Raw genomic sequence first — 19,684 nt, forward strand, 5'->3', positions numbered from 1 at the left:
CGTCGACGTCAGCTCGCGTTACAGCGTCAGAATGACGATAAGGGGGGCGGCGGCACCCGGGCAAGCCCCGCGCACGAGGCAGCACACGCCTCAGGGCGGCCGTCCTCCGGTGGGGACGGCCGCCCTGAGGCGCTCGGGGAAAGAGGCGGGCCTAGAGGTCGACCTCCTGCATCAGCATCCCCACCTCGGTGTTGCTCAGCCGGCGCAGCCAGCCGGACTTCTGGTCGCCGAGGGTGATCGGCCCGAAGGCCGTGCGCACGAGCTTGTCGACGGGGAAGCCCGCCTCGGCGAGCATGCGGCGCACGATGTGCTTGCGGCCCTCGTGGAGGGTCACCTCGACCATGTAGTTCTTGCCGGTCTGCTCGACGACCCGGAAGTGGTCGGCGCGGGCGTAGCCGTCCTCCAGTTCGATGCCGTCCTTGAGGCGCTTGCCCAGGTCGCGCGGGATCGGGCCGACGATGTGCGCGAGGTAGGTCTTCTTGACGCCGTAGCGCGGGTGGGTCAGCCGGTGGGCCAGCTCTCCGTGGTTGGTGAGCAGGATGACGCCCTCGGTCTCGGTGTCGAGCCGGCCGACGTGGAAGAGCCGCGTCTCCCGGTTGGTGACGTAGTCGCCCAGGTTCTGCCGGCCCTCGGGGTCCTCCATCGTGGCGACGACCCCGGCGGGCTTGTTGAGCGAGAAGAACTGGTACGACTGCGTCGCGACGGTGAGCCCGTCGACCTTGATCTCGTCCTTGGGCAGCACCCGCAGGCCCTGTTCGAGGACGATCTCGCCGTTGACCTCGACGCGGGCCTGCTCGACCAGCTCCTCGCAGGCGCGCCGGGAGCCGTAGCCCGCGCGGGCCAGCACCTTCTGGAGGCGCTCGCCCTCCTGCTCGGCGCCGGGGAAGGTCTTCGGCGTCGAGACCTTCGGCTTGTCGGCGTAGCGCTGGCGGTTGCGCTCCTCGACCTTCGCGTCCAGCTCGCGGGGCCTCGCGGCGCCGCCGCGCCCGGAGCGCTGGGTGTCCTTCGCGGGCCGCTTGGGCCCGCCCTTGGCGCCGCCGCGCGCGGCGGCGCCCCGGCCACCGGCCGAGGGGCCCCCGCCGGAGCCGGGACGGCCCCCGCCGGACGCCGGACGGCCGCTACCGCCCGAGGCGGGACGGCCGCCGCCGGAGGCCGGACGGGCGCCGCCGGGCTTGCCGCCGCGCTCGTCCTTGCCGCCGCGCTCGTCCCTGCCGCCCCCTACGTCGTAACGGCGCTCCTCGGGACGGGGGCGTCCCGCCCTCTTCTGCTTGTCGTCGCGGCTGTTACCGGCGCCCCGGTAGTTGCCACGTCCGCTGTCCCTGCCGTTGCTTCGCATCAATGTTCCGTCGGATCGAGGTGGCTGTCTTCGGTCCCGGAGACGGCATCGCCGTGGTGGTCGGTGTCGTCGGCGTCCGGGTCGAACGACGGCACGCCCTCCAGTGTGTCAGCCTCGATCGCGTCCGCTTCCGGCAGGAAGGGCGCGAGCTCGGGGAGCTCGTCCAGGCCGCGCAGGCCCATTCGCTCCAGGAAGTAGTGCGTCGTCCTGTACAGGATCGCACCTGTTTCGCGTTCCGTGCCCGCCTCCTCGACCAGGCCCCGCTGCAGGAGGGTGCGCATGACCCCGTCGCAGTTCACCCCGCGCACCGCGGAGACCCGTGAGCGGCTGACCGGCTGGCGGTAGGCGACGACCGCGAGGGTCTCCAGCGCGGCCTGGGTCAGCCGGGCCTGCTGGCCGTCCAGGACGAAGCCCTCGACGGCCGCCGCGAACCGGGGGCGGGAGTAGAAACGCCAGCCGCCCGCGACGAGGCGCAGCTCGAAACCGCGGCCCTGCGCGGTGTACTCGTCGGCGAGCGCGCGCAGGGCGTCGGCGATCTGCCGTACCGGCCGCTGGAGGACCTTCGCGAGGTGCTCCTCGGTCGCGGGCTCGTCCACGACCATGAGGACGGCCTCCAGCGCGGGCCGCAGTTCCAGCTCGCCCACGGCGTGCGGGCCCTCGTCGAGTGCCGCGTACGGGTGCGGCCGGCCCTCGTCCCCGCGCTCCGTCCCCGTGTGTCCGGCGCCCGTCATCCCGTCTCCTCCTGCTTCTGCTCCTGCGGCCGGTGCTCCTGGTCGAACTCGTCGGTCACCGTGGGCGCGGTCCCGTCCTCGGTGCCCGTCCAGCGCACCGTGAGGGGCCCCAGGGCGTCCTCCTGGTCGAGGGCCACGGCCTTCTCGCGGTACAGCTCCAGGAGCGCCAGGAACCGTGCGACGACGGTGAGGGTGTCCTGGGCGTCGGCGACCAGCTCGGCGAAATCCGCCTGCCCCACGTCCCGCAGGCGCGCCACGACGACCTCGGCCTGTTCGCGTACGGAGACCAGCGGGGCGTGGATGTGCTCGACGTACACGGCCGGTTCGGGCCGGGGCTGCATCGCCTTGACGGCGAGCCGCGCGAAGCCCTCGGCACCGATCCGGATGACCACCTCGGGCAGCAGCGCCGCGTGGTGCGGCTCCAGGCTCACCGTACGGGGGTAGCGGCGGGCCTCCTGGTCCAGGCGTGCACTGAAGATGTCCGCGACCCGCTTGTAGGCGCGGTACTGGAGCAGCCGGGCGAACAGCAGGTCGCGGGCCTCCAGCAGGGCGAGGTCCGCCTCGTCCTCGATCTCGGCCGCGGGCAGCAGCCGGGCCGCCTTGAGGTCGAGCAGGGTCGCCGCGACCACGAGGAATTCGGTGGTCTGGTCGAGGTCCCAGTCACCGCCCATGGCCCGGATGTGCGCCATGAACTCGTCGGTGACCTGGGACAGCGCGACCTCGGTGACGTCCAGCTTGTGCCGGGAGATGAGCTGGAGGAGCAGGTCGAAGGGCCCCTCGAAGTTCGCGAGCCGCAGTGTGAACCGGCCGTCGGGGGCCGCGGGCGCCTCGTCCCGCGGCGTCTCGTCGTCCGGGGTGTCGCACTCCGGGGCCGCCTCCTCGCGTGGCTCGCTCCCGCGCGGCTCGTTCCCGCGTGGCTCGACCTCCGGGGTCCTGTTCCGCGCCGCCTCGTCCTGCGGCGGCCGGGACCGCGCGGCGGCCGGCCGCACGGGCTCGGGGGCCTCGGCCGTACGAGGACGGGACCCGGCGGTCCCGGTCGTTGCGGGACGGGGCTCGGGCTCCTCCGGCCGCGGCTCCCGCCCTTCCCTGTCCGCGCCCTGCCCCAGCCGCGGCCATCCGGTCGCGCCGCCCCGGCCGAGCGAACGGCGTCGGCGGGGCGGGGGCGGTCCGGTGGGCGGATCGGCGGGGCACATGGGGGTCAGCGGGGGTCCTGAGCGAGGGGAACGGGACGGCGGCGCCCGGCGCGGTACGCGGGCTGTGAGCGGGCACGCTACCCGCCCCGGGCCCTTGGACGGCTCAGGACGCGGCGGAGACGGCCGCACACGCCTTCAGGGCCCCCGAGTGACAGCGCGGAGGTGAACGGGGCCTCAGCGGCCGCGCAGCCGCCTGACGAGGATGCTCGCGTCTCCCCGGGACTCGAGGTCCGCGAGGACGACCGCGACCGCCTCGCGCACGATCCGGCCCCGGTCGACGGCGAGCCCGTGCTCGCCGCGCAGCACGAGCCGCGCGTGTTCGAGGTCCATGAGTTCCTCGGCGGACACGTAGACGGTGATCTTCTCGTCGTGTCGTTCGCGCCCGCTGGGCCTGCGGGCCGCCGCCCGGGAACGCCGTCCGGTCTGCCCTTGCGGACCGGGGCGGCCACCGGCTCCCGGCTGCCGGGCCTGGGGCACCGAGGCGGAGGCCGCCTCGGAGGGGCGGCGGGTGCCGTTCGCGGCGTCCCGCCCCGGTTCCTCCTCGCGTCCCCGGCCGCGGTGTTCGCGCGCGGCGCTCTCCGCGCCGCCCGCGCCGTGCTCGCCGGGCCCCTCTCCGGCGCGTTCCCCGCCGTCCTTGCCGTCCTTCGCCTCGCTCGCCGCGGCCGCCGTGTCGCTCTCGCCGGCCGGTCCCGGCACCTTCGCCTCGCGCCGCGGTGAGGACGGCTGGAGGGCCATCCCGCCACCGGTCGTACGGAACAGTTCGTCGGCCCCCGGCAGACTCACTCGGCGTGACACCGGGCGAGCACCTCCCTGGCGAGCTGACGATAGGCGGCGGCGCCCACGGAGTTGGAGGCGTAGGTGGTGATCGGCTCCCCGGCCACCGTGGTCTCCGGGAAGCGCACGGTACGGCCGATGACGGTGTGGTAGACGTGCTCGTCGAAGGCCTCGACGACCCGGGCCAGCACCTCACGGCTGTGGACGGTGCGGGAGTCGTACATCGTGGCGAGGATGCCGTCGAGTTCGAGTTCCGGGTTGAGCCGCTCCTGGACCTTCTCGATGGTCTCGGTGAGCAGCGCGACCCCGCGCAGCGCGAAGAACTCGCACTCCAGCGGGACGATCACCTTGTGCGCCGCGGTGAGCGCGTTGACCGTGAGCAGGCCGAGCGAGGGCTGACAGTCGATCACGATGTAGTCGTAGTCGGCCATGAGCGGCTTGAGCGCGCGCTGGAGCGTGGACTCCCGCGCGACCTCGGAGACGAGTTGCACCTCGGCCGCCGACAGGTCGATGTTGCTCGGCAGCAGGTCCATGTTGGGCACCGCCGTCTTGAGCAGCACCTCGTCGGCCGCCATGCCCCGCTCCAGGAGCAGGTTGTAGACCGTGAGGTCCAGCTCCATGGGGTTGACGCCCAGTCCGACCGAGAGGGCGCCCTGGGGGTCGAAGTCGACCAGCAGGACCCGCCGGCCGTACTCGGCGAGCGCGGCACCCAGGTTGATGGTCGAGGTCGTCTTGCCGACCCCGCCCTTCTGGTTGCACATCGCGATGACCTTGGCCGGGCCGTGGTCGGTCAGCGGCCCGGGAATGGGGAAGTAGGGAAGCGGCCGTCCGGTGGGGCCGACCCGCTCGCGGCGCTGCCGCGCGGCGTCCGGCGCCAGCGTGGCGGCGTACTCGGGGTCCGGCTCGTACTCGGCGTCCGGGTCGTAGAAGTGCCCTTCGGGCAGTTCCTCGTAGTCGGCGAAGGGGCCGGTTTCCCCGCCGCTTCGGTCGCCGGCCATGGCGTTCACGATATGGCCATCCATGCTCTGGTGTGCGGTCTGAGTCGGCTGGAGACTCTGGTGGGCCGCGAAGGTCCGCACGGCGACGGAACCGAGCGCCGGCCGCCCCGTTGGGGCCTGGCCCCGCGCGGCCACGTCCTGTTGGCCACCCCCGGGAGAAAATGTCGACTCATTCACAAGTCGTCTTACCTCCTTGGCGACCAGGAAACTTCTTGATAGGTCAGCGTGGCACCATGCCGACGGTTGGCGACTCTATGGCGTGTCACCACTCCGCAGCAACACAATCCGCCGCACTCGGCGCGATGTGTCGGCGCCCGGCGCGAGCGATGTCAAGGGTGCACGGCCGCACGGCGCGCCCTGATCACCCCGCCGAATCGCTCACCAAAAGGTACGTAAGCGTGACCTGTTGTGCCATCACGGCGATTCCGTGTCAATAGCCGTCAAATACCCTCACACTTACGGCCGGACCTGCTGGGCAAGGTCCGGCCGTAGGCGTGAGAAAAGCGACACGGGTTGACGCGCCCCCGTGCCCCGGCGAGGGCGCCGAGGGGGCGTGAACGCTCAGCCGAGGAGCGTACCGAGTTCGGTGTGCTCCAGGCCGTGCGCCTCCGCGACCTCGCGGTACATCACCTTTCCGTCATGGGTGTTGAGCCCCTTGGCGAGTGCGGCGTCGCGGCGCAGCGCCTCGGCCCAGCCGCGGCCGGCCAGCTCCACCACGTACGGCAGGGTCGCGTTGGTCAGCGCGTGCGTCGAGGTGTGCGGAACGGCGCCGGGCATGTTGGCGACGCAGTAGAAAACCGACTGGTGCACGGGGAAGGTCGGTTCGGCGTGCGTCGTGGGGTGCGAGTCCTCGAAGCAGCCGCCCTGATCGATCGCGATGTCGACAAGTACACTTCCGGGCTTCATCCGGGCCACCAGCTCGTTGGTCACGAGCTTCGGGGCCTTCGCGCCGGGGATGAGTACGGCCCCGATGACGAGGTCCGCCTCCAGGCAGGCGCGCTCCAGTTCGAAGGCGGTCGAGACGACCGTCTGGATGCGGGTGCCGAACAGTTTGTCGGCCTCCTTGAGCTTCGCGATGTCCTTGTCGAGCAGGGTCACGTGGAAGCCCATGCCGATGGCGATCTGCGCCGCGTTCCAGCCGGAGACGCCACCGCCGATGACGACGGCCTTGCCGGCCACGACCCCGGGGACCCCGCCGGGCAGCACTCCCCGCCCGCCCGTCGGCCGCATGAGGTGGTAGGCGCCGACCTGCGGGGCGAGCCGGCCGGCGACCTCGGACATCGGGGCCAGCAGCGGAAGCTGCCGGTTCGCGGTCTCGACGGTCTCGTAGGCGATGGCGGTGGTGCCGGAGGCGAGCAGGGCGTCGGTGCACTCACGGGAGGCCGCGAGGTGCAGGTACGTGAAGAGCGTCTGGTCCTTGCGCAGCCGGTGGTACTCCTCGGCGATCGGCTCCTTGACCTTCAGCAGCAGGTCGGCCTCGGCCCACACCTCGTCGGCCGTCGGCACGATCCGGGCGCCGGCCGCGACGTACTCGGCGTCCGTGATCGAGGAGCCCTCCCCCGCGGTGTGCTCGACCAGCACCTCGTGCCCGTGCCGCCGCAGCTCGTGGACTCCGGCCGGGGTGATCGCCACCCGGAACTCGTTGTTCTTGACCTCGCGGGGGATGCCGACCTGCACGTCGATCACGGTCCTTGACTCAGGGGGATATTTCAGGCGATGCATCGCATACCCCTCCGCAGGAGAGCGCGAGGAGAGGGCCGCGGATACAGCGACGAACTCAGTCTAATGAAGGAGTTCCCGCTGTCCAGCCTTCCAAAGCATCAATCTTTCGACAGGTGACTAGGGATTTCGTAGGTGAACACCGGTGGGTTCCTGAGTTCCCCGCATCCCGGAACGGGGCCGGGCCGGCGTGGGTGCGGAGGGCCCCGTGGGCCGCTCGTGCTCCCCGGCCTCCGCGTTCGCCGGTGTGTCGCCTCCCGCGCCCGGTGCCTCGGCCCCCTCGCCGGACCGCTCCGCGCCCTCCTCGGACGGGACGTTCTCCCGCGCTTCCCCGGACGGGACGTTCTCCCGCGCTTCCCCGGACGGCACAGGCTCCCGCGCCGGGCGCGCGGGCTCCTCCCCCGGCGGCGCGGGCGCCTCTTCCCGCGGCGCGGGCTGTGCCGGGGCGGACGACGGCGTGGTCCCCGACCTCCCCGCCCCGGCCCGCTCCGGCTCCCGTGGCCTCTCGTCGGCGGCCGGGGCCCGCTCCCCCAGCAGGTCCCGCGCGCTCGCGCGGTGGAGCCGGGCGGCGGCCGGGTCGCCGAGGCGGTCGAGGGTGTCGGCGAGGCTTTCGTGCAGCGCCGCCCGGAGGCGGTCCTCCCCGGCCTCCTCGGCGCGCCCGAGGGCCTCGCCCCACGTACGCAGACACTCCTCGGCCCGTCCGGCGTACTCCTCCGTCCGCCCCGCGCGCTCCTGGGTCCCGGCGAGTTCCGCGAGGGCCCGTGCCTGGGCCGGGAGGTCCCCGGTCCTGCGGTGGGCGGCCACGGCGGAACGCCAGTTGCGCAGCGCCGGTCCGTACTGGCCCTCCGCGGCGTGCACGGCGGCGATCCTGCCGTACAGCCGCGCCGCGTCGGCGTGCTCGTCGCGGGTGAGCCGGTGCGCGAGGGCCCTGCCGTACCAGTCGGCCGCGCGGTGCGGGTCCCCGAGTTCCTGGTGCGCCCCGGCCACGGACTCCATCGCGCGCCCGGCCGCCTGGGCGTCGCGCCCCTCGCGCGCCGCCTCCAGCGCGGCCCGGTAGCGTCCGAGCGCCATACCGGTGCGCCCGGTCCCCGCGTCGAGATCGGCGAGGTTGAGCAGCGCGGCGGCCCGCTCCCGGTGCAGACCGCGCCGTTCGGCCACGTCCAGCACGAGACGGTGCAGGTCGTACAGCTCGTCGGCGGTGTCCTCGGTGCCCCGGTGCGCGACCAGCGCGCGCACCAGTGCGGCCACCAAACGCCGGGCCAGCGTGTCGAACTCGCCCTCGGCCACGGCCAGCCGGGCGGCGGCGTGGAGCGCTCCCGCGCGGGCGGCGAGCCATCCGGCGGCGGCCTGGGCGTCCGGGAAGCCCGGCGAACCCGGCGGCCCGGCCGGCCGGCTGCGAGCTTGGGCCTCGCGCGGTGCGGCGGCCGCGCGGCAGGACTGGAGCAGCCGCACGGTCCGCTCCAGCATCCGGGCCCGCGCGAGCTGGAGTTCCCCGGGGCGGTCGGTCTCCTCGGCGAGCGCGCGCAGCGCCGGCTGCAGACAACCCGGTACCCGGTACGCGGGCCAGGGGCCGGGCAGCGGCCGCAGCAGGCCGTGCGCGGCGAGCCCTTCTAGGCTTTGGGCGGCGCCGGCGACCGAGCAGCCGGCGAGGGCCGAGGCGGTGTGCGGGTCGGCCAGGCCCTCGGGCGCGAGGTGCAGCAGTCGCAGTATCCGCCGGTCGCTCCCGGACAGCCCTTCGTAGCTGTGCCGCAGCATCCGCTCCAGCGGGCCGCTCGCCCGGTCCGCGGTCGCGGCCTCACTCTCCCGGGACCCGCGCAGCCGGGAGACGAGGTCGGCGAGCGAGGCCATGGGCCGGGCGGCGAGCCAGCCCCCGGCGAGCACGAGGGCGGCGGGCTGTCCGCCGCACTCCTCGACGAGCCGCTCGGCGGACTGCGGGTCGACGGTGACGCGCACCCGTCCGGCGCGCCGCTCCAGCAAGGTCACTCCGGCCCGGACGCCGATCCCGCCGAGCGTGCAGGGCCGTACGTCCGGGATGCCGGTGAGCGGTCCCGCGGCGACGGCGACGACGAGGCAGGCGGGGGCGTCGGGCAGCAGCAGGTCCACCTGCTCGGCGTCGGCCGCGTCGTCGAGGATCAGCAGGGCCCTGCGGCCGGTGAAGGCGGTGCGCAGATCGGCGAGGAGATCGTCCTCGGGGGTTCCGGCGGCGGCCACGACGCCGAGTTCGCCGAGGAGCCGCCGCGCCGTGCGAGCCGCCGGCACGGGGCTGCCGTCGGGGTCGGTGAGGCGGGCGTACAGCAGCCCGTCGGGATAACGCTCCGTGAGCTGCCCGGCGAGTTCGCGGGCGAGGGCGGTGCGCCCGGAGCCGGGGCGGCCGGCGATGAGCAGGACGCGGGCGCGCGGGACCTTGTGTCCGGTGAGGGTGTCGAGCCCGGTGCGCCCGATGTCCTCCCGCAGTTCCTTCAACTCCCGTTCCCTGCCGAGGAGGAGAGGGGGGCCGGACTGCGGGGGCGGACCCCCGCCCGGACGTGCTCGCGCGGCGGGACCGCTGGTGTCCACCACCTGATCCGTCACGGGCCACGCTCCCGTCCAGCCGCACGCTCCACGAGCCAACCGCCCCGGTCCGGCCTCTGGGACGGGACCGCTCCGAGCCTAGTTCACCCGGTGTGCCCGACTGCGGACAGCACGCCCCGAAGATCACCCCATCGGATCAGGTGTTCATCGGACGAGTGACATGAGCGGCTCGCACGGGACGCCGGAAATCACCGAGGGTGAGCGGTTCACCTACTCCGGGCGCCGACGACACCCCCACGCGTCGACGGCGCCCCCGGGCGCCGAGGCGTCCTCAGGCGCGCCGAGGCGTCCTCAGGTCTCGAAGGGGCGGGCCGGCCACGGCGCGTCGGCCGGGCGCAGCGACTGCGGGCCGTCGGCGGCGAGTACGGCGGCGAGGGCCAGGACGCCGGACACGAGGCCCGCGTTGTGCAGGTCTCCGGAGAGAGCGCCGCGGACCAGTTCCGGCAGCGCGACCCGGTCGTGCCGCATGTCCGCCTCCTCGTCCTCCACCGCGAAGCGCTCACTGCCCGCGTCGGCGAGTTCGGTGGCGAGGAAGACGCGCAGGGCCTCGTCGCTGCCGCCGGGCGTCGGGTAGACGTCGATCAGTACGCGCCACTGGCCGGCCTTGAGATGGACCTCCTCGTACAGCTCGCGGGAGGCGGCGTGCAGCGGGTTCTCGCCGGGGACGTCGAGGAGCCCGGCGGGCAGCTCCCACAGCCGCTGGCGCACGGGGTGGCGGTACTGGTTGATCACCACGACCCGCTGTTCCTCGTCGAGGGCGAGCACGGCGACCGAGCCGGGGTGCACCTGATAGTCCCGCTTGGCCACCGACCCGTCGGGCATGACCACCTTGTCGGTGCGGACGCTGGTCTTCGCCCCCTGGAACGGGGTCGAGCCGCCGGTGACCTGCCAGTGTTCGGCAGTGTCCTTGATCGTCATTGCGGAAGGTCCTCCTGGGGCGGGCGTACGGACGGGCACGCGAGGGGCGGGCCGGGCTGCGCGGAAGCCGGGGTACGGCCGTGGAAGGCCCGTACCCCGGCAACCGTATATGTCACGTCCCGGCCGGGACGGCGCGCGGGGCGCCGGCCCGGCTCACGGAGGTGTTCAGCTCTCCTGCCGGCGCTCCACCGCGGCTTTGACCAGGCCCGCGAAGAGCGGGTGCGGTCGCGTGGGGCGCGAGCGCAGCTCCGGGTGGGCCTGGGTGGCGACGAGGTAGGGGTGCGTCTCGCGCGGGTACTCGACGTACTCGACGAGCTTTCCGTCCGGGGAGGTGCCGGAGAACAGCAGTCCCGCCTTCTTCTCCAGCTCGCCGCGGTAGGCGTTGTTCACCTCGTAGCGGTGGCGGTGGCGCTCCTCGACGTACTCCTTGCCGGCGTAGACCTCGCGCACGATCGACTCCTCGGCGAGCTTGGCGGGGTACATGCCCAGCCGCATCGTGCCGCCCATGTCGCCCTCACCGGCGACGATGTCGAGCTGCTCGGCCATGGTCGAGATCACCGGGTGGCCGGTCGCCGGGTCGAACTCGGTGGAGTTGGCGTCGGTGATGCCGGCCAGGTTGCGGGCCGCCTCGATGACGATGCACTGCAGGCCCAGGCACAGGCCGAGCAGCGGTACGCGGTTCTCGCGGGCGTAGGTGATGGCGCCGACCTTGCCGTCGACGCCGCGGTCCCCGAATCCGCCGGGGATGCAGATCGCGTCGACGTCGGCGAGCTGGCCGGCGGCTCCGGCCGGGGTCTTGCAGTCGTCGGAGGTGACCCACTTGACCTTGACCCGGGCGCGGTTGGCGAAGCCGCCGGCGCGCAGCGCCTCGGTCACCGAGAGGTAGGCGTCGGGCAGGTCGATGTACTTGCCGACCAGTGCGACCGTGACCTCGTGGGCGGGGTTGTGGACGCGGTCGAGCAGGTCGTCCCAGGTCGTCCAGTCGACATCGCGGAAGGGCAGGTCGAGCTTGCGCACGACGTAGGCGTCGAGGCCCTCGCCGTGCAGGACCTTCGGGATGTCGTAGATCGACTTGGCGTCCGGGCAGGCCACGACGGCGGCCTCGTCCACGTCGCACATGAGGGAGATCTTGCGCTTGATGGAGAGCGGGACCTCGCGGTCGGCGCGCAGCACGATCGCGTCGGGCTGCACGCCGATGTTGCGCAGCGCGGCGACGGAGTGCTGGGTCGGCTTGGTCTTCAGCTCGCCGGAGGGACCGATGTAGGGCAGCAGCGAGATGTGCACGACGAAGACGTTGTCGCGGCCGACCTCGTGGCGGACCTGGCGGACCGTCTCCAGGAAGGGCAGCGACTCGATGTCGCCGACCGTGCCGCCGACCTCGGTGATGACGACGTCGACGTCCTCGGCGGCCAGCCGCCGGATGCGGCCCTTGATCTCGTTGGTGATGTGCGGGATGACCTGGACGGTGTCGCCGAGGTACTCGCCGCGCCGCTCCTTGGCGATGACCTGGGAGTAGACCTGGCCGGTGGTGACGTTGGCGGAGCCGTCGAGGTCGACGTCGAGGAAACGCTCGTAGTGACCGATGTCCAGGTCGGTCTCGGCGCCGTCGTTGGTGACGAACACCTCACCGTGCTGGAAGGGGTTCATCGTGCCCGGATCGACGTTCAGGTAGGGGTCGAGCTTCTGCATCGTCACCCGCAGACCACGCGCCTTGAGCAGGGCGCCGAGGCTGGAGGCGGTGAGGCCCTTGCCGAGGGAGGAGGCGACGCCTCCGGTGACGAAGATGTGCTTGGTCGTCGTGGACGTCGAGGTGCGGTTCGGCATGGCCAAGAGGGGGCTCCCGTGGTCGCGGTCTGGAGTGCGTACCGGCGCCCCGCACCGGAGTGCCGGAGGGGAGGGCCGTCGCTGCGGTCGGGGGTCTCACGGTCTGTAAAGGGCCCACCGGTCCACGGGCTACCAGGGTATCAGCGCCGACGGCAGGCTGCTTCCGGCCACGCTGCGCGTACGGACTGCCACCGTGCACATCCGGCACGCCCGGGGTTTACCGCCCCTCAACACAAGGCTCACCCGTTTGGCGTAACAGAGTCGAGGCGACGGTCGCGCGGATCAGGTGGGCGCGTCGTATCCTGCACGGACACTCGCCGCCGAGCTCGAAGAACTGGACGCGAAAGCGCTTCCTCACAAGGGTGGTGGTGGGCGACGGGGGGAGGGCACCAGACCTTCCCCCGCCCACCCTGGAACAAGAGCTTGGCGGCGGTTTCATGACCGCAGCGCGAGCGCCCTCACGGGGGCGACGTGGCCGTTCGACTGGAGATGCACGTGGCCGGGCGCATCGAGGATTACGCACTCATCGGAGACCTGCAGACCGCAGCCCTGGTCTGCCGGGACGGCACGGTCGACTGGCTGTGCCTGCCCCGCTTCGACTCGCAGGCGATCTTCGCGGGGCTTCTCGGGACCGAGGAGCACGGATTCTGGCGGCTTGGACCGGCGTTCGCCCCCGGTACCGAGCCGCCCACCGCGGACCGCCGGAGCTATCGCGGGGATTCGCTCATCCTCGAATCGGAGTGGGACACCCCGCGCGGCAGTGTCCGCGTGACGGATTTCATGGGGCCGCGCGAGCAGGCCCCGCAGCTCATCCGGATCGTGGAGGGCGTCAGCGGCCGGGTCCCGATGCGGTCCAGCCTGCGGATGCGGTTCAGCTATGGCCGGATCACGCCGTGGGTGCACCGGGTCGACGAACGCACCGTCGCCGTCTCGGGCCCCGACTCGGTGTGGCTGGACACGGACGCCGAGACGTACGGCAAGGACCTGACCACGTACTCCGACTTCACCGTCGGTCCGGGCGACAAGGTGGCCTTCGTCATCTCCTGGCAGGCCAGCCACCTTCAGCCGCCGGCCGTGCCCACGCCGTACGCGGCGCTGGAGGCGACCGAGGAGTTCTGGCAGGAGTGGGTCGAGCAGTGCACCTACCACGGCCCCTACCGGGAGGCCGTGATCCGCTCGCTGATCACGCTCAAGGCGCTGACGTACGCGCCGACCGGCGGGATCGTCGCGGCCCCGACCACCTCGCTGCCCGAGGAGATCGGCGGGGTCCGCAACTGGGACTACCGCTTCACCTGGCTGCGGGACGCGGCGATCACCCTGTCCTCGCTGCTGCGCACCGGCTACCGCGACGAGGCCCGCGCCTGGCGCGAGTGGCTGCTGCGCGCGGTGGGCGGGGACCCGGAGAACCTCCAGATCATGTACGGCATCGCCGGGGAGCGGGAGCTGGGCGAGAGCGAACTGGACTGGCTGCCGGGCTACGAGAACTCCTCGCCGGTGCGCGTGGGCAACGGGGCGGCGGGACAGCTCCAGCTCGACGTGTACGGCGAGGTCACCGAGGCCCTGCACCTCGCGCACATGACGGGGCTGGCCCGCAACGACTACGCCGCGCTGCTCCAGCTCAAGCTGATCCGCTACCTGGAGGACCACTGGTCGGAGCCGGACGAGGGCATCTGGGAGGTGCGCGGGCCGCGCCGCCACTTCGTGCACTCCAAGGTCATGGCCTGGGTCGCGGTGGACCGCACGATCAAGCTCATCGAGTCGGGTGACGCGGACGGTCCGCTGGAGCGCTGGCGCGAGCTGCGCGAGGACATCCACCGGGACGTGTGCGAGAAGGGCTACGACCCGGAGCGCAACACCTTCACGCAGTCCTACGGCTCCAAGGAGCTGGACGCCTCGCTGCTGCTGATCCCGCAGATGGGCTTCCTGCCGCCGGACGACAAGCGGGTGATCGGCACGATCGAGGCGATCCAGCGGGAGCTGTCCACGCCGGACGGCTTCATCCTGCGTTATCCGACGACGGGCGGCGACGCGGGCGTGGACGGACTCGCCGGCGACGAGGGCGCGTTCCTCGCGTGTTCGTTCTGGATGGCCGACGACCTCGCGATGATCGGCCGGGTCGAGGAGGCCCGAAAGCTCTTCGAGCGGCTGCTGTCGCTGCGCAACGACCTCGGTCTGCTCGCGGAGGAGTGGGACCCGGTGAACCAGCGCCAGGTCGGCAACTTCCCGCAGGCGTTCAGCCACGTGCCGCTCATCGACACGGCGCTGCGGCTGACGGCGAGCGGGGCGTACGGGGGCTGAGCCCCGGCGGTCACGAGGAGGGCGGTACCCGGTGCGGGTGCCGCCCTCTTCGCAGGTGACGCGCGGTGTGGCGGCGCGGTAGCTTCCGTGCGTGGACGGCGAGAGCGGCGTGGCCTTCGAGAGTGGCGAGGACGGCACCGGGGGGCCGGGCGGGCGGGCGCGGGGCGGCATCACCGTGCGGCGCGCGCTGGAGCTGCCGGGGCTGCACGGCGGGCTGCCGGAGGTCGTGGCCTGCGGGGACCGGCTGGGCCGTACGGTGCGCTGGGTGCACGCGGGCGAGGTGCCGAACATCGCCTCGCTGCTCAAGGGCGGTGAGCTGCTGCTGACGACCGGGCTCGGGCTCGGCAGCCGCCCGGCGGACCAGCGGGCTTTCGTGCGGCGGCTCGCGGAGCGCGGGATCGCGGCGCTCGTGGTGGAGTTGGGGCCCCGGTTCACGCGGCTGCCCCAGGTCCTCGTGGAGAGCGCGCGTGCGGCCGGCCTGCCGCTCGTCCAACTGCACCGCGAGGTCCCCTTCGTGACGGTGACGGAGGAGATCCACACCGAGATCGTCAACGGCCACTACGCGGTGCTGCGCCAGGCCGAGGAGGTGCACCGGCGGTGCACGGCGGCGGTGCTGGGCGGCGGCGGGGTCCCGCAAGTGCTGGAGATCCTCACGGACTTCGGCGGCAATCCCGTGTTCCTGGAGACCGCCGACGGCCAGTTGCTGTACGCGGCGGCGAAGGGCCCGCCCGGCGCCGATCCGCTGCGGGTGTGGGAGAGGCTGCGCGGCTCCCGGGCCGCGCGGGCGCAGGGTCCGCCCGCGGGTTCGGTGCTGGTGGACGTGGCGGGCACGGGTTCGCGGGGCGAGGTGCGGGCGCGGCTGGTGCTGCTCCCGGTGTCGGGCGCGGTACGGGAGGTGCACCGGCTGGCGGTCGAGCGGGTCGCGGGCATTCTCGCGGTGGTGCTGATGCAGGCCCGGCAGGACGAGGAGCTGGCGGCGCGGGGCCGGGGCGACTTCCTCAACGATCTCGCGCAGGGCCGGATCGTTCCCGGGGAGGCGCCCGCGCAGGCGGCGGTGCTGGGCTTCCGGCCGGGTTCCCGGCCGCTGCTGCCCGTGGTGATGCGGCTGCCCGAGGGGGCGGGGGATCTGTCCCCGGGTGGTGGCTGGGCGGTCCTGGTGCGCGCGGTGCTGGAGGAGCTGGCCGCGGTGGGGGTGCCCGCGCTGCTGGGGGTGCGGCCGGTGGAGGGCCGGGTGCCGCTGCTGCTCGGTCTGCGCACGCGTGAGGAGCGCGTGACGGTCGCCGAGCGGGCGGCCCGCGCGCTGCGGGCGGGCGTGGAGCGGGCCGGTCTGACGCGTGCGGAGGGGCCGCGGCCGGTCGTGGTGGTGGGGCTGCCCGGGGACTGGGCGGCGGCGGCCTCGGGTCTGCGGCACGCGGCCGAGGCGGCGCGGGCCGCCGAGGGGCTCACGCCCCGGCCGTGGTTCGACGCGGGGCGCCTGGACATCGACCTGTTGCTGTGGCGTCTGCGCGAGGAGCCGGATCTGGCGGCCTTCGTGGACCGGGCGCTCGGACCGCTGATCGAGCACGACCGCACGGCCCGCCCCGCGCTGCTGCCGACGCTCACGACGTACCTGGAGCACGCGGGCCGCAAGGCGGAGACGGCGCGCGCACTGCACCTGAACCGGCAGACGCTCTACAACCGGCTCGCGCGGACGGGTGAGTTGCTGGACGCCGACCTGGACGACCCGCAGACCGTCCTGACGCTGAGCCTCGCGCTGCGGGCGCGCCGGCATGTGTGAGGAGGACCGGGCGGTGGCGTCGCGGCCGCGCTCCGCGCCGGACGCGACCGTCCCCGGCCGCGCGCCCTGGCCGCCCGGACGGCCTCGGGGGGCGGGTCGCGAGGTGCCCGTGGCGCTCGCCGGACTCGGCTTCTCCCTCCGCCCGGTCGCGGGCCCGGCGGGCCGGGGAGCGGCCGCCCGTACGCTCGCGCGCCACCTGTTCGCGGACGGGCTGACGTTGCGTGAGTTCGCCCGCCGGCCGTACCGGCGCGACCGTCACGAGCCGCTCCTGACCGCGCGGCTCGCCGGGCGCGGCGACCGGTACGGCCTCCCCGGATACGGCGGCAGGACGGCGGCGCGGGTCGACGCCGCGTCCCGGCCGGGGCCCGCTGTTTCGTGGACCTCTCCCCCGCTCCCGCCGGGTCCGTGGGCCCTCGGCCCGGATCAGAGCGAGGACAGGGAGCGGGTCAGTTCGTCGTAGACGCTGAGTACTTGGGCGACCGTGGCGTCCTCGGTCGGCCAGGTCGCCGCCCGTTCGGGGCCCAGACGGGAGAGCTCCGCGCGGCGGGCCGGATCGGCGAGCAGGGCGCCGACCCGGGCGGCGAGCGCCCCGGGATCGCCGTACGGCACCAGTTCGGCCGCCTCGCCCACGAGTTCGGGGGTACCGCCGACCGCGGTGGCGACCAGGGGAACGCCCCGGGACAGGGCTTGCTGGGCGAGCGGGGAACGGGCCTCCCAGCGGCTGGGCAGGACGGCCACGTCGGCGGCGGCGAGCAGGTCGGGAAGGTCTTCGCGGCCGCCGGCCAGCAGGACGGGCAGGTCCTCCGCGTCGATCCTGGACTGCAGTTCACGGCGCAGCGGCCCCTCCCCCGCGACGACGAGCAGCGGCGCCGGATCGAGCGGGCGCCAGTGCCGGGCGGCGTCCAGCAGGACGCCGTAGCCCCGGTGTCGTACGAGCGAACCGGCCGCCATGATCAACGGCCGGTCGACGGCGCCGAGTTCGGCGCGGACCTTGTGGTCGCGGGGCACGGTCCCGGCGCCGGACGGAGTCGGCGGGGGCAGCGCGACCGGTGCGAGCCGTGCGTCCCTGGCCCCTCGGCGCCTGGCCCGGTCCACGAGATCGGCGGTGGTGGCGAGCAGGACGGTCGCGGCCCGCGAGACCCGGCGCTCGGTCAGCCGCAGCAGGTGGGCGCGCGCCCCTTCGGCGTGGGCGCGGGTGTGCCAGGTGACGACGAGCGGGACGGGGCGCGCGCCGAGCGCCAGGGAGGCGCGCAGCGCGGCGTGCAGTCCGTGGGCGTGGACGAGGTCGGCGTCGGCGCACACGCCACGCAGCGCGGCGAGGGAGGCCGGGTCGCCGCCGCGGGGTACGGGGACGTGGAGAGCGCCGGCCCCGGCGAAGTCGTAGGCGTGGCCGAGTTCGCGGGGCGCGCACACGGTCACCCGCACGCCGCGGGCGACGAGGCCCGCGGTCAGCGACCGTACGTGGCCGCTGCTGCCCGCGCTGCCGCCGCCGAGCACCTGCACCGTACGCAGGGACTGGCCCGGCGGGGTCGACTGGCTGGTCACGTTTGCTGGCGCTCCTGGGTCGGCGGTGCGGGCACGTGCGGTGGTGCTGCTGGGGCGGGCGCATCCGGGCCACCCCAGCATGCCAGGAACCCGCGAGGTGGCGGGGAGCGCGCCGGACGGCGGGGCGAGCGCGGACCGGCGCGAGCCCCGGGGGCAACGCGCCGTGCCCGCAAGGGCGTTCACCTCGACGCCGGGGCGGCCTGACGGGCCCGGCCTGCGCCCGGACCGCCTATTCCCCGTCCCCCCGCGCGGCGGCGAGCAGTTCCTCGGCGTGCGCCCGCGCGGTCTGCGAGTCCTCCTGTCCGGCGAGCATCCGGGAGAGTTCGCGGATGCGGTCCTCGCCCTCCAGTACTTTGACCCCGGAGCTGGTGACGGAGCCGTCGTTGGTCTTCTCCACGAGCAACTGCCGGTCGGCGAAGGCCGCGACCTGCGGGAGGTGGGTGACGACGACGACCTGCGCGGACTTGGCGAGGCGGGCGAGGCGGCGCCCGATCTCGACGGCCGCCTTGCCGCCGACGCCCGCGTCGACCTCGTCGAACAGGTAGGTCGGTACCGGGTCGGTGCCGGCGAAGACGACTTCGACGGCGAGCATGACGCGGGAGAGTTCGCCCCCGGAGGCGCCCTTGGCGATGGGCCGGGGCGGGGCGCCGGGGTGCGGGGCGAGCAGGAGTTCCACCTCGTCCACCCCGTACGGGCCGTAGGCGAGGCGCCGTCCGCCGACCTCGACGCCCTCGGCGTCCCCGGGGACCTCGGTCGCGCCGACCGCGATGGTGACGCGGGCGTGCGGCATGGCGAGGGAGGCGAGTTCGGCGGTGACGGCCTCGGCGAAGCGGGAGGCCGCCTCGGTGCGGGCGGCGGTCAGTTCGGCGGCCAGGAAGGCGAGTTCGGCTCCGAGGGTCTCGCGTTCCGCGGCGAGTTCGCCGATCCGTTCGTCGTCCCCCTCCAGTTCGCCGAGCCGTTCGGCGCTCTCGCGCGCCCACTCCAGTACGGCGTCGGCGTCGGCGCCGTACTTGCGGGTGAGCGCGGCGAGCGCGGACCGGCGTTCCTCCACGGCGGCCAGCCGCAGCGGGTCGGCGTCGAGGTCGTCGGCGTATCCGGCGAGTTCCCCGGCGACGTCGGACAGCAGGATGCCGACCTCGCCGAGGCGTCCCGCGAGAGCGGCGAGCGCCGGGTCGTGGGCGCCGGCCGACTCCAGGGCGCGCTGGGCGCCGCCGACGAGGGTGGTGGCGTCGACGCCCTCGGGGTCCTCGGGGTTCCCGGCGAGCGCGGCGTGCGCGAGGGCGGCGGCCGAGGCGAGGGCCTCGGCGTTGCCGAGCCGTTCGGCCTCGGCGGACAGTTCGGCGTCCTCCCCGGCGAGGGGTTCGACGGCGGCGATCTCCTCCAGCCCGAACCGCAGCAGGTCGGCCTCCTGGGCGCGTTCCCTGGCGCGGGTGGTCAGCTCGTCGAGCTGGGCGACGACGGCCCGCAGCCTGCGGTAGGCGGCGCGGTACTTGTCGAGCGGCGCGGAGACCGCGTCGCCCGCGTACCGGTCGAGGGCCTGGCGCTGCCGGGCCGCCTTGAGCAGTCCCTGCTGGTCGGTCTGGCCGTGCACGGCGACGAGGTCGTCGGCGAGTTCCCCGAGCAGCCCGACGGGGACCGAGCGCCCGCCGAGGTGGGCGCGGGAGCGGCCCTCGGCGGACACGGTCCGGCTGATGAGGAGAGCGCCCTCGTCCAGCTCGGCGCCCGCCTCCTCGGCGCGCCGGGCGACGGGCGCGCCGGGGCGCACCGTGATGCGCCCCTCGACCACCGCCGACTTCGCGCCGATCCGCACGAGGGCGGCGTCGGCGCGCCCGCCGAGCAGCAGCCCGAGGCTCGTGACCACCATCGTCTTGCCGGCGCCCGTCTCACCGGTGACGGCCGTGAAGCCGGGTGACAGCTCCACCACCGCGTCCTCGATGACGCCGAGCGACCGTATCCGCATCTCCTCCAACACGCACATGACCATACGAGGTTTTCCGCCC

General features: G+C 74.0%; 14 protein-coding genes. 3 read left to right on the plus strand and 11 right to left on the minus strand.

The window, feature by feature from the left end; all coding sequences use genetic code 11:
• Positions 1-151: 151 nt before the first annotated feature.
• The 9 genes from ACFYMP_RS31120 to ACFYMP_RS31160 all read right to left on the minus strand — a co-directional run bounded on the left by ACFYMP_RS31120 (position 152) and on the right by ACFYMP_RS31160 (position 12,064).
• Complete coding sequence (locus ACFYMP_RS31120) at positions 152-1,336, minus strand: pseudouridine synthase (RefSeq protein WP_388863859.1); 1,185 nt, start codon at positions 1,334-1,336, stop codon at positions 152-154.
• Positions 1,336-2,067 (minus strand): SMC-Scp complex subunit ScpB, encoded by a 732-nt coding sequence (gene scpB / locus ACFYMP_RS31125; protein WP_388863861.1) that lies wholly within the window; start codon positions 2,065-2,067, stop codon positions 1,336-1,338. Before scpB ends, ACFYMP_RS31120 begins: the two co-directional genes overlap by 1 nt.
• Positions 2,064-3,260, minus strand: a complete 1,197-nt coding sequence (locus ACFYMP_RS31130; protein ID WP_388863863.1) for a segregation and condensation protein A — start codon at positions 3,258-3,260, stop codon at positions 2,064-2,066. The genes scpB and ACFYMP_RS31130 overlap by 4 nt, the downstream gene beginning before the upstream one ends.
• A 174-nt stretch (positions 3,261-3,434) precedes the next feature.
• Positions 3,435-4,055: a hypothetical protein gene (locus ACFYMP_RS31135; protein WP_388863865.1), complete on the minus strand. Its 621-nt coding sequence runs from the start codon at positions 4,053-4,055 to the stop codon at positions 3,435-3,437.
• Complete coding sequence (locus ACFYMP_RS31140) at positions 4,040-5,167, minus strand: ParA family protein (protein WP_388863895.1); 1,128 nt, start codon at positions 5,165-5,167, stop codon at positions 4,040-4,042. Before ACFYMP_RS31140 ends, ACFYMP_RS31135 begins: the two co-directional genes overlap by 16 nt.
• A 426-nt stretch (positions 5,168-5,593) precedes the next feature.
• Positions 5,594-6,718, minus strand: a complete 1,125-nt coding sequence (gene ald / locus ACFYMP_RS31145) for an alanine dehydrogenase (RefSeq protein WP_388863867.1) — start codon at positions 6,716-6,718, stop codon at positions 5,594-5,596.
• A gap of 153 nt (positions 6,719-6,871) precedes the next feature.
• Positions 6,872-9,322, minus strand: a complete 2,451-nt coding sequence (locus ACFYMP_RS31150) for an AAA family ATPase (protein WP_388863869.1) — start codon at positions 9,320-9,322, stop codon at positions 6,872-6,874.
• A 291-nt stretch (positions 9,323-9,613) separates the two neighbouring features.
• Positions 9,614-10,240, minus strand: coding sequence for an NUDIX domain-containing protein (locus ACFYMP_RS31155; protein WP_388863871.1), 627 nt, complete (start codon positions 10,238-10,240; stop codon positions 9,614-9,616).
• Positions 10,241-10,405: 165 nt separating this feature from the next.
• Positions 10,406-12,064, minus strand: a complete 1,659-nt coding sequence (locus ACFYMP_RS31160) for a CTP synthase (RefSeq protein WP_388863897.1) — start codon at positions 12,062-12,064, stop codon at positions 10,406-10,408.
• A 471-nt stretch (positions 12,065-12,535) separates the two neighbouring features.
• Between ACFYMP_RS31160 and ACFYMP_RS31165 the strand changes: the two genes are divergently transcribed.
• From ACFYMP_RS31165 to ACFYMP_RS31175, 3 genes are all read left to right on the plus strand, one after another.
• Positions 12,536-14,362 carry a glycoside hydrolase family 15 protein gene (locus ACFYMP_RS31165; protein ID WP_388863873.1) on the plus strand — a complete coding sequence of 609 codons (1,827 nt, stop codon included), beginning with the start codon at positions 12,536-12,538 and terminating at the stop codon, positions 14,360-14,362.
• 109 nt (positions 14,363-14,471) lie between these two features.
• The gene (locus ACFYMP_RS31170; protein ID WP_388863899.1) at positions 14,472-16,139 is read left to right on the plus strand and encodes a PucR family transcriptional regulator; all 1,668 of its coding nucleotides are present in this window, start codon (positions 14,472-14,474) and stop codon (positions 16,137-16,139) included.
• Between the two features lie 109 nt (positions 16,140-16,248).
• Positions 16,249-16,599 carry a hypothetical protein gene (locus tag ACFYMP_RS31175; RefSeq protein ID WP_388863875.1) on the plus strand — a complete coding sequence of 117 codons (351 nt, stop codon included), beginning with the start codon at positions 16,249-16,251 and terminating at the stop codon, positions 16,597-16,599.
• On the opposite strand, the gene ACFYMP_RS31180 is transcribed toward ACFYMP_RS31175, so the two are convergent.
• On the minus strand, positions 16,563-17,765 hold the full coding sequence (locus ACFYMP_RS31180; RefSeq protein WP_388863877.1) for a glycosyltransferase family 4 protein: 1,203 nt from the start codon (positions 17,763-17,765) through the stop codon (positions 16,563-16,565). The two genes, ACFYMP_RS31175 and ACFYMP_RS31180, sit on opposite strands and share 37 nt — an antisense overlap.
• A 148-nt stretch (positions 17,766-17,913) precedes the next feature.
• The gene (gene recN, locus ACFYMP_RS31185) at positions 17,914-19,668 is read right to left on the minus strand and encodes a DNA repair protein RecN (protein WP_388863879.1); all 1,755 of its coding nucleotides are present in this window, start codon (positions 19,666-19,668) and stop codon (positions 17,914-17,916) included.
• Positions 19,669-19,684 lie beyond the last annotated feature (16 nt).

The sequence above is a fragment of the Streptomyces sp. NPDC007088 genome, assembly GCF_042869355.1.
Taxonomy (GTDB): Bacteria; Actinomycetota; Actinomycetes; order Streptomycetales; family Streptomycetaceae; genus Streptomyces.